The organism is Micromonospora sp. BS32 (assembly GCF_059089345.1).
On record NZ_JBSSHR010000013.1, the window covers coordinates 17,668 to 32,340 of the forward strand.

Here is a 14,673-nt window from a genome sequence, read left to right on the forward strand (position 1 = left end):
TGGCAGGCCACACCGGCCCTCACCCCGAGCAAGCGGAGCGGAGGGTGATCACGCCGTCCACGCCGAGGTCGAAGCGGGTACGGAACGGCTCACCCAGGCGGTCGACCAGCTCGGCGAGCCAGTGGGCCACGGCCGGCTCCGCCGGCTGCAGCCGCATCCGGTTGATCCGCACCGGGACCAGCCGCAGCCGGACCAGCCGGCCCGCCGCGAACGTGGGCAGGTGCAGCAAGCGCAGCTCCGGCCGGTACGAATCCTGCCCCCCGATCCCCTCGTAGTCGTCGATCAGGTCCCCGCAGCCGTAGAGGATGAGCCCGCCCCGATGGACCTCGATCGGGCGCGGATGGTGCGACGAGTGGCCGTGCACCAGGTGCACCCCGGCCTCGACCAGCCGGTGCGCGAAGCCCACCTGCTCGGCCGGAACCTGGTAACCCCAGTTCGATCCCCAGTGCACGGAGACCACCACCAGGTCACCAGGGCGGGCCACCCGACAGATCCGGTCGGCGAGCGCGGCCGCCGACGCCTCGCTCGTCTCCGGCAGGTACGCCACTCCGGGTCGCCGCTCGGTCGCCGCCCACTGCGGCGGGATGCCGCTGGACGGCGTGCCCACCGACCAGAGCAGCAGCCGCCGGCCGCCGCCCAGGTCGAGCCGGGCGGGACGCCACGCCTCGACGTCGTCCCGGCCCGCTCCGGCCGGCGTGACGCCGATCCCGCGCAGCCCGTCGAGGGTGTCGGCGAGCCCCTCCGGGCCGAAGTCGAGCACGTGGTTGTTGGCCAGCGCGCAGACGTCGAGCCGGGCCGCGCGGAGGCAGTCCAGATTGTCCGGGTGCATCCGGTAGTGGATGCCCTTCGCGGGGGCGAACTCCCCCCGCCCGGTCACGGAGGTCTCCAGGTTGACGATCCGCGCGTCGGGTCGCAGGTCGTCGAGGATCCGCAGCGCCTCCCCCCACGGCCAGTCCGGCGGAGCCGGGCGCGGGACCGGACCGGAGGCCGCCTCGGCCAGCTCCACGTACCGGCGGGCGTCGGTGACGGCCTGCTCCCGCAGCTCAGGCGAGCCCGGTCGGGGCAGGATCTGGTCGACGCCGCGGCCGGTCATCACGTCGCCGCCGAGGAAGAGGGTCACCCCGTCACCGGACATGGCGCTGCCTTCCCGTCCGGAGCGCCTTCGCACCCCGTCGGCGGCGGGAATCGCGCGCCGGCCGAGTGAGCGGTCCGGATCGGGGTACCACGGCCGCCATGAGGCAGGACGTGACGGTGGTGGTGGCCACCCGGAACCGGCGCGAGCAACTGCTCGACGTGCTCTCCCGGCACCCCGGGCCGGTCATCGTGGTGGACAACGGGTCCGACGACGACACTCCGGAGGCGGTCGCCGCGGTCTTCCCCGAGGTCCGGGTGGTGGCGCTGGCCGCCAACCGGGGCGCGGGGGGCGCCCGCAACATCGGGGTGGCGCTGGCCCGTACCCCCTTCGTGGCCTTCGCCGACGACGACTCGTACTGGGCGCCGGGGGCGCTGGACCGGGCGGCGGAGATCCTGCGGGAGCATCCCCGCACCGGGCTGCTGACCGCGCGGGTGCTGGTCGGCCGGGAGGGCCGGCCGGATCCGATCTGCGCGGAGATGGCCGGCGCGCCGCTGGGCGCCCCGCCGGGCGCGCCGGGCCCGTCGGTGCTGGGCTTCCTGGCCTGCGCGGTGGTGCTGCGCCGCGCGGCGTTCACCGCCGTGGGCGGCTTCGCCGAACGGCTCGGCACGTACGGCGAGGAGGCGCTGCTGGCGATGGACCTGGCCGCCGCCGGCTGGCAACTGGCGTACGTGCCGGAGCTGGTGGTGCACCACCTGCCCCTGCCGGCGGGCCGGGACGCGCGGGCCCGCCGCCGGATGGAGGCGCGCAACGCGGTCCTCACCGCGGCGCTGCGCCGCCCCCCGCGGGTGGTGCGCGACGTCGTGGCGCGGACCTGGCGCGACCGGGAGCGGCGGGCCGGACTGCTCGACGCGGCCCGGGAGCTGCCCTGGGTGGCCCGCCGGCGCCGGCGCCTGCCGGCGGGCGTGGAGGCCGACCTGGCGGTGCTGGAGGGCCGCGCGTCCCGCCGGCCCGCGCCCGCCTCCGCCGCGATGGCCCTCTCCCCCGCGGACTGAGGCCGTCACCCGACACGCACCACCCCGCCACGGCGCGTCAACGACCGACTCGGCACAATCGACACATGGGTCCCCGCCGGTGGCTGCTCGCCGATCAACTCGGGCCGCACTTCCTGAACGACGACAACCAACCGGTGCTGCTGATCGAGGCCGCGGAGCTGTTCCGGGGCCGGCCACTGCACCGGCAGAAGGCGCATCTGATCCTCAGCGGGCTACGCCACCGGGCCGCGGAGCTGGGCGACCGGGCGCTGCTGCTGCGCACCAGCAACTTCCGGGCGGCACTGGCCGAACTCGACGCTCCGGTCGAGGTGTGCCACCCCAGCGCCCGGTCGACACTGCGGTTCGCCCGCTCGGTCGAGCAGGTGCGGGTGCTGCCGCCGCGCGGCTTCGTCACCGACCGCGCCGACTTCGCCGCCTGGGCGGACCGGCCCCGGCGCGGGCAGCTGCGGATGACCGACTTCTACCGGCACGCCAAGCACCGGCACGAGATCCTCGTCGGGCCGGGCCCGACCCGCAGCGCCGCCGCCCGGTCCCGCCCACTGGACGTGCCACCACCGCCCCCGATCGTCGAGGACGACATCGACGCCCAGGTCCGCGCCGACCTGGACCGCTGGGAGCAGGACGGGGTGCGCTTCGTCGGCCGGGACGCCCCCCGCGGCTATCCGGCCACCCACGCCGAAGCGCAGCAGCGGCTGGACCACTTCCTGCGGCACCGGCTGCCGGAGTACGGCCGCTTCGGCGAGGTGATGAGCGCCGGGGACCCGCTGCTCGCACACAGCGCGCTCTCCTCGTCGTTCAACCTCGGGCTGCTCGACCCGGAGCCGGCGATCCGGCGCGCCGAGGCGGCCTGGCGCGACGGCGACGCCCCTGCCGCGGCGGTGGAGGCGTTCGTCCGTGGCCTGCTCGGCTGGCGCGAGTTCCTGTGGCAGCTGTACTGGTACTTCGAGCCGCAGTTCCGGGGGATGGACTGGCTCGCCGCGACCGAGCCGCTGCCCGACTGGTTCGTCGAGCTGGACGCCGACGCGGTGCAGGCGCGCTGCCTGGCCGACGTGCTGGCCGGGGTGCGCGACCGGGCCTGGGCCCACCACGCCCAACGGCTGCTGGTGCTCGGCAACTACGCGTTGCAGCGCGGCTGGCGCCCCGCCGAGCTGGTGGACTGGTTCCAGCGGTCCTTCGTCGACGGCGCCGAGTGGGTGATGAACGCGACGGTGGTCGGCATGAGCCAGTACGCCGACCTGGCCCGGGTGGACACCCGCCCGTACGCGGTGGACGGTCGGTACATCGACGAGCTCAGCGACTACTGCGGTGGCTGCCGGTACCAGCCGGACCGGGCGCTGGGCGAGCTCGCCTGCCCGTACACCGGTGGGTTCGAGGCGTTCCTGTACCGCAACGGCCAGAAGCTGGCCGGCGACCCGCGGCTCGCCGCCGAGCTGGCCGCCCGGGACGACCCGGAGCACCGGGAGACGGTGCTGGCGCAGGAGGAGAAGCGGGGCGGCACCCCGCCGTGACTCCCGCGCCGGCACCGCTCCCGGTCACCGTCGGCCGGCTGCGGCCTGCTCGCCCGCCTCGGCGGCGGCCAGGAAGTCGACCAGCAGCCGGTGGAACTCCTCGGCCCGCTCGATCTGCGGCATGTGCCCGCACCCGGTGAACAGGTGGGTGTGGGCCCGGGGGAAGCGCTGCCGGGCCGCGTCCAGGTGCGTGGCGGGCAGGATGAGGTCGCGGTCGCCCCAGACCACCAGGGTGGGGATGTCGTGCCGGGCGACCTCGGTCAGCAGTTCCTCGCGCCACTGTGGCCGGACGCCGCGCACGGTGCCCAGGTCGGTGACGAGTTCCCGCATCACCCGGCCGGTGTACGGCTGGCGGGCCACCTCGAGGGCGTGGGCGATCCGCTCGTCGGTGGCGAACGCGGGGTCGGCGAAGATCGCCCGTTCGGTGCGGCGGGCGATCCCCCGGCTGGGGCGCGACAGGAGCCGGGCCAGCGGACGCAGGGCCATCAGCCGCAGCGCGATCGTCACCTCCTGGCCGAAGCCGGCGCTGCCGACCAGGGCGAGGCTGGCCACCCGGTCCGGGTGGTCCGCCGCGAACCGCATCGCCACGGCCCCGCCGAGGGAGTTGCCGACCACGTGCACCGGCTGGTCGACGCCGACGGCGTCGAGGTAGTGGTCGACGAAGCGGCCCAGCGCCGCCAGGGTGCAGGCGCCCGCCATCGGTAGCGAGCCGCCATGGCCCGGCAGGTCGACGCTGTACACCCGGAACCCTCGGGCGAGCAGCTCGTGCTGCTCGGTGAAGTCGCGCAGCGTACGCCCGATGCCGTGCAGCAGCAGCACCGGCGGCCCGTCGCCGTCGATGCGGTGGCGGACCCGCCGGCCGTCGACGGTGACGTGCCGGGGGCGGGCAGGGGTCGCGGCGCTCATGCCGGGTCCGCCGCGGAGACGTCGGCCGGGGCCGGGGTGGCGGCGGCGCGGCCGCTGGCCTGGGCGGCGGGCTTCCCGGCGCCGGCGTTGAGCCCGATGACGAGCAGCCGGTTGTACGAGGCCGGGGCGAGCCGGGCCAACAGGTCCGGCAGCTTCGCCGACCAGCCGATCAGCACCCGGCCGCGGCGCTTCTGCACGCCGCGCAGGATCACCTCGGCGGCCTTGGCCGGCGGGATGGAGAGCAGCTTCTCGAACTGCCGCAGCCCCGTCTCGTACTCCTCGGGGGCCACGCCGCTGCCGATCCGCGCGTTGCTGGCGATCCGGGTGGCGATGCCGCCGGGGTGGACCGAGGTCACCCCGACGCCGTCGTCGACCAGTTCGTGGCGCAGCGCCTCGGTGAAGCCGCGGACGGCGAACTTGCTGGCCGAGTAGGCGGCCTGGCCGGCCGGGGCGATGATGCCGAAGAGGCTGGAGACGTTGACCAGGTGCGCACCCGGCTCGGCCTTGAGCGCCGGCAGCAGCGCGTGGGTCAGCTGCACCACGGCCTGGAAGTTGATGTCGAGCACCCAGTTGAACTCGTCCAGGGTGACCTGGTCGAAGCGGCCACCGAGGGCGACCCCGGCGTTGTTGACCAGCAGCCGGATCCGCGGGTGCGCGGCCAGCAGTTCGGCGGCCACCCGGGCGGTCGCGGCCCGGTCGGCGAGGTCGACCACGTGGGTCTCCACCCGCCGGTCGGGGTGGGCGGCGCGGATCGCGGCGGCCACCGCGTCGAGCCGGGCGTCGTCCCGGTCGAGCAGGACCAGATTGCTGCCGCGGGCGGCGAGGCCGTGCGCGACGGCCTCTCCTATTCCGCTGGCGGCGCCGGTGACCACGGCGGTCCCGGCACGGAAGTCAAAGGGTCGCACGCGGCCTCCTTGCTGCGCGGATGGTGCAATGGCGGTGGTGTGGTGGTGCGCGGGCGCGCCCCGGTCAGCCGACCGGGGCGCCCTCGGTACGGGTGTCCGGCGTGGACGGCGCCGGGGTGGCCCGGGAGAACCGCACGCCCTCGTCGGCGAGCCGGCCGTGCCGCATCAGCACCACGTCCCGGGTGTAGTTCTGGTAGAGCCGCCACGGCGCGCGGGCGCCCTGCTTGGGCAAGGCGTCGACGCTGCGCAGCACATATCCCGACTTCAGGTCGATGATCGGCTCCAGCTCGCCGTCGGTGGGGGCGACCGGGGTGACGATCTGCTGACCGGTGGCGTCCAGGTGGCGCAGCAGCCGGCAGACGTACGTGGCGACCAGATCGGCCTTCAGCGTCCAGGAGGCGTTGGTGTAGCCGATCGTCATGGCGAAGTTCGGCACGCCGGAGATCATCATGCCCTTGTAGGCGACGGTCCGACCGAGGTCGACGTCGACGCCGTCCACGGCGAGGGTCATCCCGCCGAAGGCGAGCAGGTTCAACCCGGTGGCGGTGACGATCACGTCGGCCGCCAGTTCCTCGCCGGAGCTGAGCCGCAGACCCGTCTCGGTGAAGGTGTCGATGGTGTCGGTGACCACCGAGGCGCGGCCGGCCTTCACCGCGTCGAACAGGTCGCCGTCGGGCACCACGCAGAGCCGCTGGTCCCAGGGGTTGTAGCGGGGCGAGAAGTGCCGGTCGACGTCGTAGCCCACCGGCAGCCGGCCCTTGGCGGCCCGGCGCAGCAGCCCCTTGACCACCTTCGGCGCGCGCCGGCTGAGCTGGAAGTTGGCGGTGCCGAGCAGCACGTTCTTCCAGCGCACCACCGGGTAGACGGCCTTCTCCGGCAGCCAGCGGCGCAGCGTGTCGGCGACCACGTCCCGCGAGGGCAGGGAGATCACGTAGGTGGGTGAGCGCTGCAGCATGGTGACGTGGGCGGCCTTCTCGGCCATCGCCGGCACCAGGGTCACCGCGGTGGCGCCGCTGCCGATCACCACCACCCGCTTGCCGGTGTGGTCGAGGTCCTCGGGCCAGTGCTGCGGGTGCACCAGCGTGCCGGCGAACCGGTCGGCGCCCGGGAGCTGCGGGGTGTAGCCCTCGTCGTAGCGGTAGTAGCCGGAGCAGGTGAAGAGGAACGCGCAGGTGAGCACAACCTCCTCGGCGGTGTCGTCGCGCCGGGCGTGGACCGTCCAGCGGGCGGTCGCGCTGTCCCACTCGGCGCGGACCACCCGGTGGTGGAAGCGGATGTGCTCCTCGACGCCGTACTCCCGGGCGGTCTCCCGCACGTAGCCGCGGATGGACTCGCCGTCGGCGATCGCCTTCGGGTTGGTCCACGGCTTGAACGAGTAGCCGAGGGTGTACATGTCGGAGTCGGAGCGGATGCCCGGGTAGCGGAACAGGTCCCAGGTGCCGCCGATCGCGCCGCGGGCCTCGAGGACCGCGTACGTCTTGTCGGGACAGTTGCGTCGCAGGTGCACGGCCGCGCCGATGCCGGACAGGCCGGCACCGACGATGAGCACGTCGACGTGGTCGGAGGCCATCGCATCTCCCGGGTCCGGGGCAGAGGATCGGACACTATCCACCATCGTCGACGTCCGTCAACACCCTGTCGAGAGGGATCGACACCGCGTCCGGTCGGTGTAGCATCGACGCCCATGACGACCGCCCGCACCCCCGCCGGGACGGGGCGTGGCCGGCGGGCCGCGCGTTCCGCCGGCGATGAGCGTGAGCTGGCCATTCTCGGCACCGCCGAGCGGCTCCTCGGGGAGCGTGCCTTCGCCGAGATCTCCATCGACGACCTCGCCCGGGGCGCCGGCATCTCCCGGCCGACGTTCTACTTCTACTTCCCGTCCAAGGACGCGGTACTGCTCACCCTGCTCGACCGGGTCACCGAGGAGGCCGACGCCGCCGCCGGCGACGTGCTGGACCGGCTCGCCGATGACCCGCGGGCCCGCTGGCGGGAGCTGATCAGCCGGTTCCACGCCATCTTCGGCGCGCACCGGGCCGTGGTGCTCGCCTGCGCCCAGGTCCGCGGCACCAACGCCGAGGTACGCCGGCTCTGGGCCAACGTGCTGCACCGGTGGGTGCAGGCGGTCGAGGCGGCGATCGAGGCGGAGCGCCGCCGGGGCGCCGCTCCGCCCGGCCTGCCCGCCCGCGACCTGGCCGTCGCGCTGAACTCGATGAACGAGCGGGTCCTGTACGCCACCTTCGCCGGTGACGGGCCGGCGGTGGCCGAGCGGGACGTGGTCGACGTGCTGCTCGACGTGTGGCTGAGCGGCATCTACCGACGCACGGATCCGCCCCCGCGCTGATCCCCCGTCCCGTCAGCCGGCCCGGGTGAACTCCATGACCCAGTTGGTCTCCCAGCTCCGCTCGCCGTCGGTGGAGAACGCCTGCTCCCAGCGGCAGGAGGTCGGCGTGATGCCCGACCAGACGAACCGGCACCGGATCGGGCGGCCCTCGTCGGTGTCGTCGGCGAAGAAGGTGCCGACGCCGTCGGCGAACCGGCCGACCATCGGCGGCACCTCCAGCACCCCGCGGCGGCTGTTCATCCAGTAGATCGACCAGTCGCCGGTCGCCGGGTCCAGGATCCGCAGGCTGGAACCGGAGAAGCCCTTCGTCGGGCAGGTCATCTCGTCGAAGCTGCCCGCGCCGTCGAAGAACCGGTGGGCCACGCTGGTGCCCGGGAACTCGTCCCAGTCGTCGCCGCCCACGTGCCGGCGCACCAGGCGCCGGTTCACCACGTCCCACCGGCCGACCAGGAAGTCGAAGTCGCCGCTCACCGGCCCACCGGCCCTTCCGCGCGCTGGTCGGCCAGGTAGCCGTCCAGGTCGGGCCGGTCGGGGGCCAGGACGTGCCGGACCCAGGCGGCCCGCTCGTGCTCCAGCACCCCCAGCTCCCAGACGCAGCCCACCCCGGGCCGGTCCAGCGGCACGAAACGCGCCGGGTTGTCGTCCGGGCAGCCGAGCACCGGCTGGCCGGCGACCGCGATCCGGCACTCCACCACGTTGTCCCAGAACCAGGTGTACGCCAGCAGGTAGGCGCCGAGGTCCGTGCCCCGGTGCAGCACCACCCACCCGGCCGGCGGCGTGCCACCGTCGGGCGACGACAGCAGGCCGGGCAGGACGGCGTACGCGGCCCGTTCCACCTCCGGCGTGATCGGCTGGTCGGGCTGGTCGATGTGGTAGCGCTTGAGCTGGCGGCCGGCGATCGTGGTCACGCCGGGCACCCGCAGCTCCTTGTCTCGAAAGGCCATGCCGGGACGGTAGGCCGGGTCCCCTGACAGCTACTGTCAGTGGAATGCGCGCCAGTCGCCTGCTGTCACTCCTGCTGCTGCTCCAGACGCACGGTCGGCTGACCGCCGCCGACCTTGCCCAGCGGTTGGGCGTGTCCACCCGCACCGTCTACCGGGACGTCGAGTCGCTGCACGCGGCCGGCATCCCGCTCTACGGGGAAGCCGGCCACGCCGGTGGCTACCGGCTGGTCGACGGCTGGCGTACCCGGCTGACCGGGTTGACCGCCGAGGAGGCCGAGCGGCTCTTCCTCGCCGGACTGCCCGGCCCGGCCGCCGAGCTGGGCTACGGCGCCGTGGTGGCCGCCCTGCAACTGAAGTTGGACGCGGCGCTGCCGCCGGCGCTGCGGGACCGGGCCGACGCGGTGCGCCAGCGCTTCCACCTGGACACCCCGAACTGGTACTCCGACGGCGACGCCTCGCCCCACCTGGCGTCCACCGCGGAGGCGGTGTGGCGGCAGCACCGGGTACGCGTGCGCTACCGCAGCTGGCGGCGCGGGGAGCGCACCGCCGTGCTGGCGCCGTACGGCCTGGTGCTCAAGGGCGGCCGGTGGTACGTGGTGGCCGACGCCGGGCGCGGGCCGGCCACCTACCGGGTCAACCAGATCCTCGCGCTGACCGCCCTGCCGGAGTCCTTCACCCGGCCGGCCGACTTCGACCTGGCCGCCTGGTGGCGCGGGCAGGTGGCCGACTTCCGGGCCGGACTGCACCAGCAGGAAGCGACGGTCCGACTGTCGCCACGCGGCCGGGAGCGGCTGCGGGAGGTGGCCAGCGAGCTGGTGGCCGCCGCCGCCGAGACGTCCGCCGGCCCGCCGGACGCCGACGGGTGGGTGACCGCCGTGGTGCCGATCGAGTCGCTGACTCACGCCCACGGCGACCTGCTGCGCCTCGGCGCCCAGGTGGAGGTGCTGGCGCCGACGGAGCTGCGCGAGATGCTGGCGGCGACGGCCGTCGAACTGGCCGCGCTCTACGCCCATTGACCGTTGCCCGGCACGGTCACCGACCGCGCAGTACCGCACCGATCGTCGCCACCCCCTCCTCGATCTCCCCGGCGGTGTTCGCCGCGTAACCCAGCACCAGGCCCGGCGGGTACGGGCGCTGGGCGTGCCAGGACAGCGGCTGGGTCTTCACGCCGCGGCGCAGTGCCGCCGCGGCGAGCTCCCCGTCGACCAGCCCACCGCCGAAGGTGACGGTGAGGTGCAGCCCGGCGGCCGCGCCGTGCACTGTCGCGCCCGGCAGGTGCGCGGCGATCGCCCGGGTCATGGCGTCCCGGCGGCGGACGTGCCGGCGGCGCAGCAGCCGCAGGTGCCGGTCCAGGTCGCCGGTGGTCATCAGCTCGGCCAGCACGAGCTGCGGGAGCACCGCGTTGCCCAGATCGGCCATCCGCTTGGCGGCGACCAGCGCGTCGTGCTGGCGGCGCGGCACCAACACCCAGCCGGTGCGCAGCGCGGGGGCGAGCAGCTTGGAGACGCTGCCGGTGTAGCAGACCCGGTCGGGCAGGGCGCCGCGCAGCGCCGGCACCGGCGGGCGGTCGTACCGGTGCTCGGCGTCGTAGTCGTCCTCCAGGATCAGCCCGCCCCGGCCGGCCCAGTCGAGCAGCTGGCGGCGCCGCTCGCCGTGCAGCACCACGCCGGTGGGGAACTGGTGGGCGGGGGTGAGCAGGACGGCCGGGTGCCCGGCGGCGGCCAGCTCGGCGACCCGCAGCCCGCGCCCGTCCACCGTCACCGGCGGCGTGTCCAGCCGCCAGTTCGCCAGGTGCTGGCGGACACCGAGCGAGCCCGGGTCCTCCACGGCCACCGTGTGCACCCCCTGCGGGTGCAGCACCTGGGCGAGCAGGCCGAGCGCCTGGGAGACCCCGGCGACGACCACCACCTCGTCGGGGTCGACGCGGATGCCCCGGGTGCGGGCGAGCCGTTCGGCCACGGCGCGGCGCAGCACCGGGGTGCCGCGCGGGTCGCCGTACCCGAGGGCGGCCGCGTCCAGCCGACGCAGCACCGCGCGTTCGGCCCGCAGCCAGGCCGCCCGCGGGAAGGCCGCGAGATCGGGTACGCCCGGGGTCAGGTCGATCCGGGCGGGGGCGGTGCGCAGCGCGTCGAAGATCGCCGTGCCGGGTCCGGGAACGAAGAGCGCCTCGGGCGAGGGCGGTACGACCGCTGTGGACGTCGAGGCGACCACCTCCGGGGCGGCCACGACGACGGTGCCGCCCCGGCCCCGCCCCGCCACCCGCCCCTCCTCGGCCAACCGCTGGTACGCCTCGGTGACCACGCCCCGGGACACCCCCAGATCGGCGGCGAGCACCCGGCTGGCAGGCAGCCGTCCACCGCGCGGGATCCGGCCCTCGGCGATCGCGGCACGCAGCTCGCCGGCGAGCCACTCGGCCCGGCCGCCGGGCGGGGCGGCGGCGACGTCGAGCTGGAGGAAATCGGAGCCGGCGGTTATGGACTCCTCGGAGACGTGCGGTTTGGCTCTGGCCACCGGACCATTGTCACCGCAGGGTGGAGGTCGTGACCATCGCCTTCCTGGCCACCACGCTGGTCGTGGTCGCCACCCCCGGCACCGGGGTCGTCTACACGCTCTCCGCCGGGCTGTCCCGGGGCCGCCGCGCCGGTGTCGTCGCCGCGCTCGGCTGCACGCTCGGCGTCGTACCGCACCTGGCGGCGGCGCTCACCGGTCTCGCCGCGCTGCTGCACGCCAGCGCCACCGCGTTCCACCTGGTCACCTGGCTCGGCGCCGGGTACCTGCTGGTGCTGGCCTGGGCGACGGCGCGGGACCGCTCCGGATTCGCGTCCGGGGCGACCGACGCCGCCCCACGCCCGGCCCACCGGGTGATCTTCTCGGCCGTGCTGGTCAACCTCTTCAACCCCAAGCCGACGCTCTTCTTCGTGGCGTTCCTGCCCCAGTTCGTACCCGTCGAGGCGCCCGACGCGCCCGCGCGGATGCTGGCCTGCGGCGCGGTGTTCATGCTGGCCACCTTCGTGGTCTTCGCCGGGTACGGGATCTTCGCCGGCGCCGTGCGCGACCGGGTGCTGGCCCGGCCACGGCTGACCGACTGGTTGCGCCGCGCCTTCGCCGGGTCGTTCCTCGCGCTCGGCGTCTCCCTCCTGCTCGCCGACGGATAGGAATCATCGTCATGCGCTTTCAGCACTCCCCCGCCGTCCGCTCGGCCCACCCGGAACTGGTGGCCGGCGTTCTCGCCGCCGAGGGGCTCACCGACCATCCGGCGGTGGACGACCGGATCGAGCACTTCGCCACGATCGCGCGGAACCGGTTGGCCGGCGGGACCGAGAGCGGCTTCCCGGAGATCCAGGCCTGGCGTCGGACGTTCGCGGCGATGGGCCTGCCGCCGACCCGGTACCGGTGCGCCGCCGAGTCGCTGCTGCGCCGCTACCGCCGCGAGGGGTCGCTGCCCCGGCTGCACCCGCTGGTCGACCTCTGCAACGCGGTCTCGCTGGCGTTCGCTGTCCCGGTCGGGGTGTTCGACCGGGACCGGATCGACGGCGACCTGGTCGTCCGGCATGCGCGCGGCGACGAGGAGTACCTGACCTTCGCCGGCGACACCGAGCGGCCCGACCCCGGCGAGGTGATCTTCGCCGACGACGCCGGCCGGGCGCACGCCCGGCGATGGACCAACCGGCAGAGCGGCTGGTCGGCGGTCCGCGACGGCACCCGTGACGTGCTGGTCGTGGTCGAGGCGATGCACACCCGCGCCGGCGAGGACGTGCCGGCGCTGCTGGCCGTCCTCGTCGCCGAGCTGGCCGAGGGCTGGCGGGCCGACACGCGGTCGGCGGTGCTGACCGACGCCGCTGCGGGGTACGAGGTGGCGGACCGGCCGACCCTCGACGGCCGGCCCGGTCAGGCGGTCTCGCCCGGGGCGAGGTACCGGTAGCCGGCGCCGAGCGTCTCGCCGAACCAGCCGTTCACGCTGGCCAGGCCGCGGGAGTTGAGCTGGGCGTCGTGGATCGGGTGGATCCGCGTCGCCCCGACCGCCTGAGCGAACCCGATCGCCTCGGTCAGCTTCAGCCAGGACCCCTGGGCCGGCAGCAGCAACGTCTCCACCGGCTGCCCGGGCAGGTGCAGCGAGTCGCCCGGGTGGTAGACCGCGTCGTCGATCAGGTAGCCGAGGTTGGCGCAGCTCGGCTCGCCGTCGTGGATGACGGCGTGCCGCCCACCCACCGCGGTCACCGCGAAGCCGGCGGCGGTGAACCGCTCCCCCACGCCGACCCGGGTCACCGGCAGCGGGGCGGTCGCCGGCAGCTCGGCCTCCTCGGGGGCGAACACCGGCACGCCCAGGCCGGCCAGCCGCAGCACGTCGACGTGGTCGGTGTGCTCATGGGTGACCAGGACGGCGTCCGCCCCGACCAGCGCGTACGGCTCGCTCCAGCTGCCCGGGTCGACGACCAGCACCCGGCCGTCGTGCTCGATGCGTACGCAGGCGTGGGTGTACTTGGTGATCCGCATCGGCTGACGCTACCGCTGACCCTGTCCGCGTCGCTGTCCGTGGCGCGGCCAGCACAAATAGATGTATTGACATCGAAAGGCAACCCGTGAGTAACATTCGCCACACCAAAGCACCCGGCCCCTCCGCGGACCTCCGCCCGACGACCTCCCGGGCATCGGTCCGCGGACCCCCCCTGTCCGCGTGCACCCGAGAAAGAGGAATGACCATGAGGACGCGCATCAGCAGGTGGCTGCTCGCGGTGGCCGTGGCGGTCACCGCCGTCGCCGTAGCGCCCACTCCCGCACAGGCCAGCACCTACACCGCGTCGAGCAATCCGATCCTGTTCGTGCACGGCTGGAACAGCAGCGCGAGCACCTGGAACACGATGATCAGCCGGTTCCAGGCCGACGGCTGGCCGTCGAGCAGCCTGCGCGCCTTCTCCTACAACACCAGCCAGTCGAACGCCACCACCGCCCAGCAGGTCGCCCAGGAGGTCGACAAGCTGCTCGCCACCACCGGCGCGACGAAGGTGGACATCATCACCCACTCGATGGGTGGCCTCTCCTCCCGCTACTACCTGAAGAACCTCAACGGCGGGGCCAAAGTGGACCGCTGGGTCTCCCTCGGCGGCCCGAACCACGGCACCACCTCGGCCAACGTCTGCTTCAGCACCGCCTGCGCGGAGATGCGGATCGGCTCGACCTTCCTGGCCAATCTCAACGCGAGCGACGAGACCCCCGGAGTCCCGGCGTACGGCACCTGGCGGTCGAACTGCGACGGTGTGATCAACCCGGTCGACAGCACGGTGCTCTCCGGCGCGGGCAACACCCTCGCGGGCTGCGTGTCGCACACCAGCCTGCACACGGACGCCACCATCTACGGGCAGGTCCGGGACTTCGTCAACCAGTGATCACGGCGCCGTCGCCCGCCCGCACCGGGCGGCGGCTCCGGACCCGCCCGGTCCCGGCCGGCGGGTCGGCTGCCCCCGGTGCGACGGATCCGCACCCCGTCGGCCCACGGCGGGGGGATGATCGGGGGCGTGGAGCGACGACCCGGGTACGGGCACCGCCGGGTGCCGCACACCGCCGACGTACGCATCGAGGCGTGGGCGCCGGACCGGGAGAGCTGCCTCGCCGAGGCGGTCGACGCGCTGGTGGAGACCTTCGTCGACAGCACCGGCACCCAGCCGGACGACGTGGTGACGGTCGACCTGCCGCCGGGCAGCGACGATGACCTGCTGGTGGGCGTCCTGGACGAAATGATCTTCCGGCTGGAGACCGAGGGGCGGCTGCCGCTGGCCACCGAGGTGGAACGGGCCGGCGACGGTCTGCGGGTGCGCTGGCGCACCGTCGACACCGACGCGGTGGAGCTGATCGGCGCGGTGCCGAAGGCGGTGTCCCTGCACGCGCTGCGCTTCGCCCGCACGACGGACGGCTGGTGCTGCGCGGTGACGGTCGACGTCTGAGAG

16 protein-coding genes are annotated in these 14,673 nt (G+C 74.4%); 8 read left to right on the top strand and 8 right to left on the bottom strand.

Going from position 1 to position 14,673, the window contains the following annotated elements; all coding sequences use genetic code 11:
• Positions 1-19 precede the first annotated feature (19 nt).
• A complete protein-coding gene (locus AC5RWQ_RS19610; RefSeq protein WP_494284153.1) occupies positions 20-1,135 on the bottom strand; it encodes a CapA family protein in 1,116 nt (371 codons plus the stop codon).
• Positions 1,136-1,233: 98 nt separating this feature from the next.
• Here AC5RWQ_RS19610 and AC5RWQ_RS19615 point away from each other — a divergent pair, with 98 nt between their 5' ends.
• Positions 1,234-2,127, top strand: a complete 894-nt coding sequence (locus AC5RWQ_RS19615; RefSeq protein WP_494284154.1) for a glycosyltransferase family 2 protein — start codon at positions 1,234-1,236, stop codon at positions 2,125-2,127.
• A 65-nt stretch (positions 2,128-2,192) separates the two neighbouring features.
• A complete protein-coding gene (locus tag AC5RWQ_RS19620; RefSeq protein WP_494284155.1) occupies positions 2,193-3,635 on the top strand; it encodes a cryptochrome/photolyase family protein in 1,443 nt (480 codons plus the stop codon).
• 24 nt (positions 3,636-3,659) lie between these two features.
• Here AC5RWQ_RS19620 and AC5RWQ_RS19625 read toward each other — a convergent pair whose 3' ends face one another.
• The 3 genes from AC5RWQ_RS19625 to AC5RWQ_RS19635 all read right to left on the bottom strand — a co-directional run bounded on the left by AC5RWQ_RS19625 (position 3,660) and on the right by AC5RWQ_RS19635 (position 7,016).
• The gene (locus AC5RWQ_RS19625; RefSeq protein WP_494284156.1) at positions 3,660-4,541 is read right to left on the bottom strand and encodes an alpha/beta fold hydrolase; all 882 of its coding nucleotides are present in this window, start codon (positions 4,539-4,541) and stop codon (positions 3,660-3,662) included.
• A complete protein-coding gene (locus AC5RWQ_RS19630; protein WP_494284157.1) occupies positions 4,538-5,446 on the bottom strand; it encodes an SDR family NAD(P)-dependent oxidoreductase in 909 nt (302 codons plus the stop codon). Before AC5RWQ_RS19630 ends, AC5RWQ_RS19625 begins: the two co-directional genes overlap by 4 nt.
• Positions 5,447-5,510: 64 nt before the next feature.
• Positions 5,511-7,016: a flavin-containing monooxygenase gene (locus AC5RWQ_RS19635; RefSeq protein ID WP_494284158.1), complete on the bottom strand. Its 1,506-nt coding sequence runs from the start codon at positions 7,014-7,016 to the stop codon at positions 5,511-5,513.
• 114 nt (positions 7,017-7,130) lie between these two features.
• Between AC5RWQ_RS19635 and AC5RWQ_RS19640 the strand changes: the two genes are divergently transcribed.
• Positions 7,131-7,787 (top strand): TetR/AcrR family transcriptional regulator, encoded by a 657-nt coding sequence (locus AC5RWQ_RS19640; RefSeq protein WP_494284159.1) that lies wholly within the window; start codon positions 7,131-7,133, stop codon positions 7,785-7,787.
• A 12-nt stretch (positions 7,788-7,799) separates the two neighbouring features.
• Here the strand turns inward: AC5RWQ_RS19640 and AC5RWQ_RS19645 are convergent, their stop codons facing one another.
• Positions 7,800-8,258: a hypothetical protein gene (locus tag AC5RWQ_RS19645; protein ID WP_494284160.1), complete on the bottom strand. Its 459-nt coding sequence runs from the start codon at positions 8,256-8,258 to the stop codon at positions 7,800-7,802.
• A complete protein-coding gene (locus tag AC5RWQ_RS19650) occupies positions 8,255-8,731 on the bottom strand; it encodes a hypothetical protein (protein WP_494284161.1) in 477 nt (158 codons plus the stop codon). The genes AC5RWQ_RS19645 and AC5RWQ_RS19650 overlap by 4 nt, the downstream gene beginning before the upstream one ends.
• A gap of 44 nt (positions 8,732-8,775) precedes the next feature.
• On the opposite strand from AC5RWQ_RS19650, the gene AC5RWQ_RS19655 reads away from it, so the two are divergent.
• A complete protein-coding gene (locus AC5RWQ_RS19655; RefSeq protein WP_494284162.1) occupies positions 8,776-9,747 on the top strand; it encodes a helix-turn-helix transcriptional regulator in 972 nt (323 codons plus the stop codon).
• Positions 9,748-9,763: 16 nt separating this feature from the next.
• Here the strand turns inward: AC5RWQ_RS19655 and pdxR are convergent, their stop codons facing one another.
• The gene (pdxR, locus tag AC5RWQ_RS19660) at positions 9,764-11,242 is read right to left on the bottom strand and encodes a MocR-like pyridoxine biosynthesis transcription factor PdxR (protein ID WP_494284163.1); all 1,479 of its coding nucleotides are present in this window, start codon (positions 11,240-11,242) and stop codon (positions 9,764-9,766) included.
• A gap of 29 nt (positions 11,243-11,271) precedes the next feature.
• On the opposite strand from pdxR, the gene AC5RWQ_RS19665 reads away from it, so the two are divergent.
• Complete coding sequence (locus AC5RWQ_RS19665; RefSeq protein WP_494284164.1) at positions 11,272-11,886, top strand: LysE family translocator; 615 nt, start codon at positions 11,272-11,274, stop codon at positions 11,884-11,886.
• 11 nt (positions 11,887-11,897) lie between these two features.
• Positions 11,898-12,653: a B3/B4 domain-containing protein gene (locus AC5RWQ_RS19670; RefSeq protein ID WP_494284165.1), complete on the top strand. Its 756-nt coding sequence runs from the start codon at positions 11,898-11,900 to the stop codon at positions 12,651-12,653.
• On the opposite strand, the gene AC5RWQ_RS19675 is transcribed toward AC5RWQ_RS19670, so the two are convergent.
• Complete coding sequence (locus AC5RWQ_RS19675; protein ID WP_494284166.1) at positions 12,620-13,225, bottom strand: MBL fold metallo-hydrolase; 606 nt, start codon at positions 13,223-13,225, stop codon at positions 12,620-12,622. The two genes, AC5RWQ_RS19670 and AC5RWQ_RS19675, sit on opposite strands and share 34 nt — an antisense overlap.
• A gap of 206 nt (positions 13,226-13,431) precedes the next feature.
• Between AC5RWQ_RS19675 and AC5RWQ_RS19680 the strand changes: the two genes are divergently transcribed.
• Positions 13,432-14,115, top strand: coding sequence for an esterase/lipase family protein (locus tag AC5RWQ_RS19680; RefSeq protein ID WP_494284167.1), 684 nt, complete (start codon positions 13,432-13,434; stop codon positions 14,113-14,115).
• Positions 14,116-14,232: 117 nt separating this feature from the next.
• On the top strand, positions 14,233-14,670 hold the full coding sequence (locus AC5RWQ_RS19685; protein ID WP_494284310.1) for an archease: 438 nt from the start codon (positions 14,233-14,235) through the stop codon (positions 14,668-14,670).
• Positions 14,671-14,673: the final 3 nt, after the last annotated feature.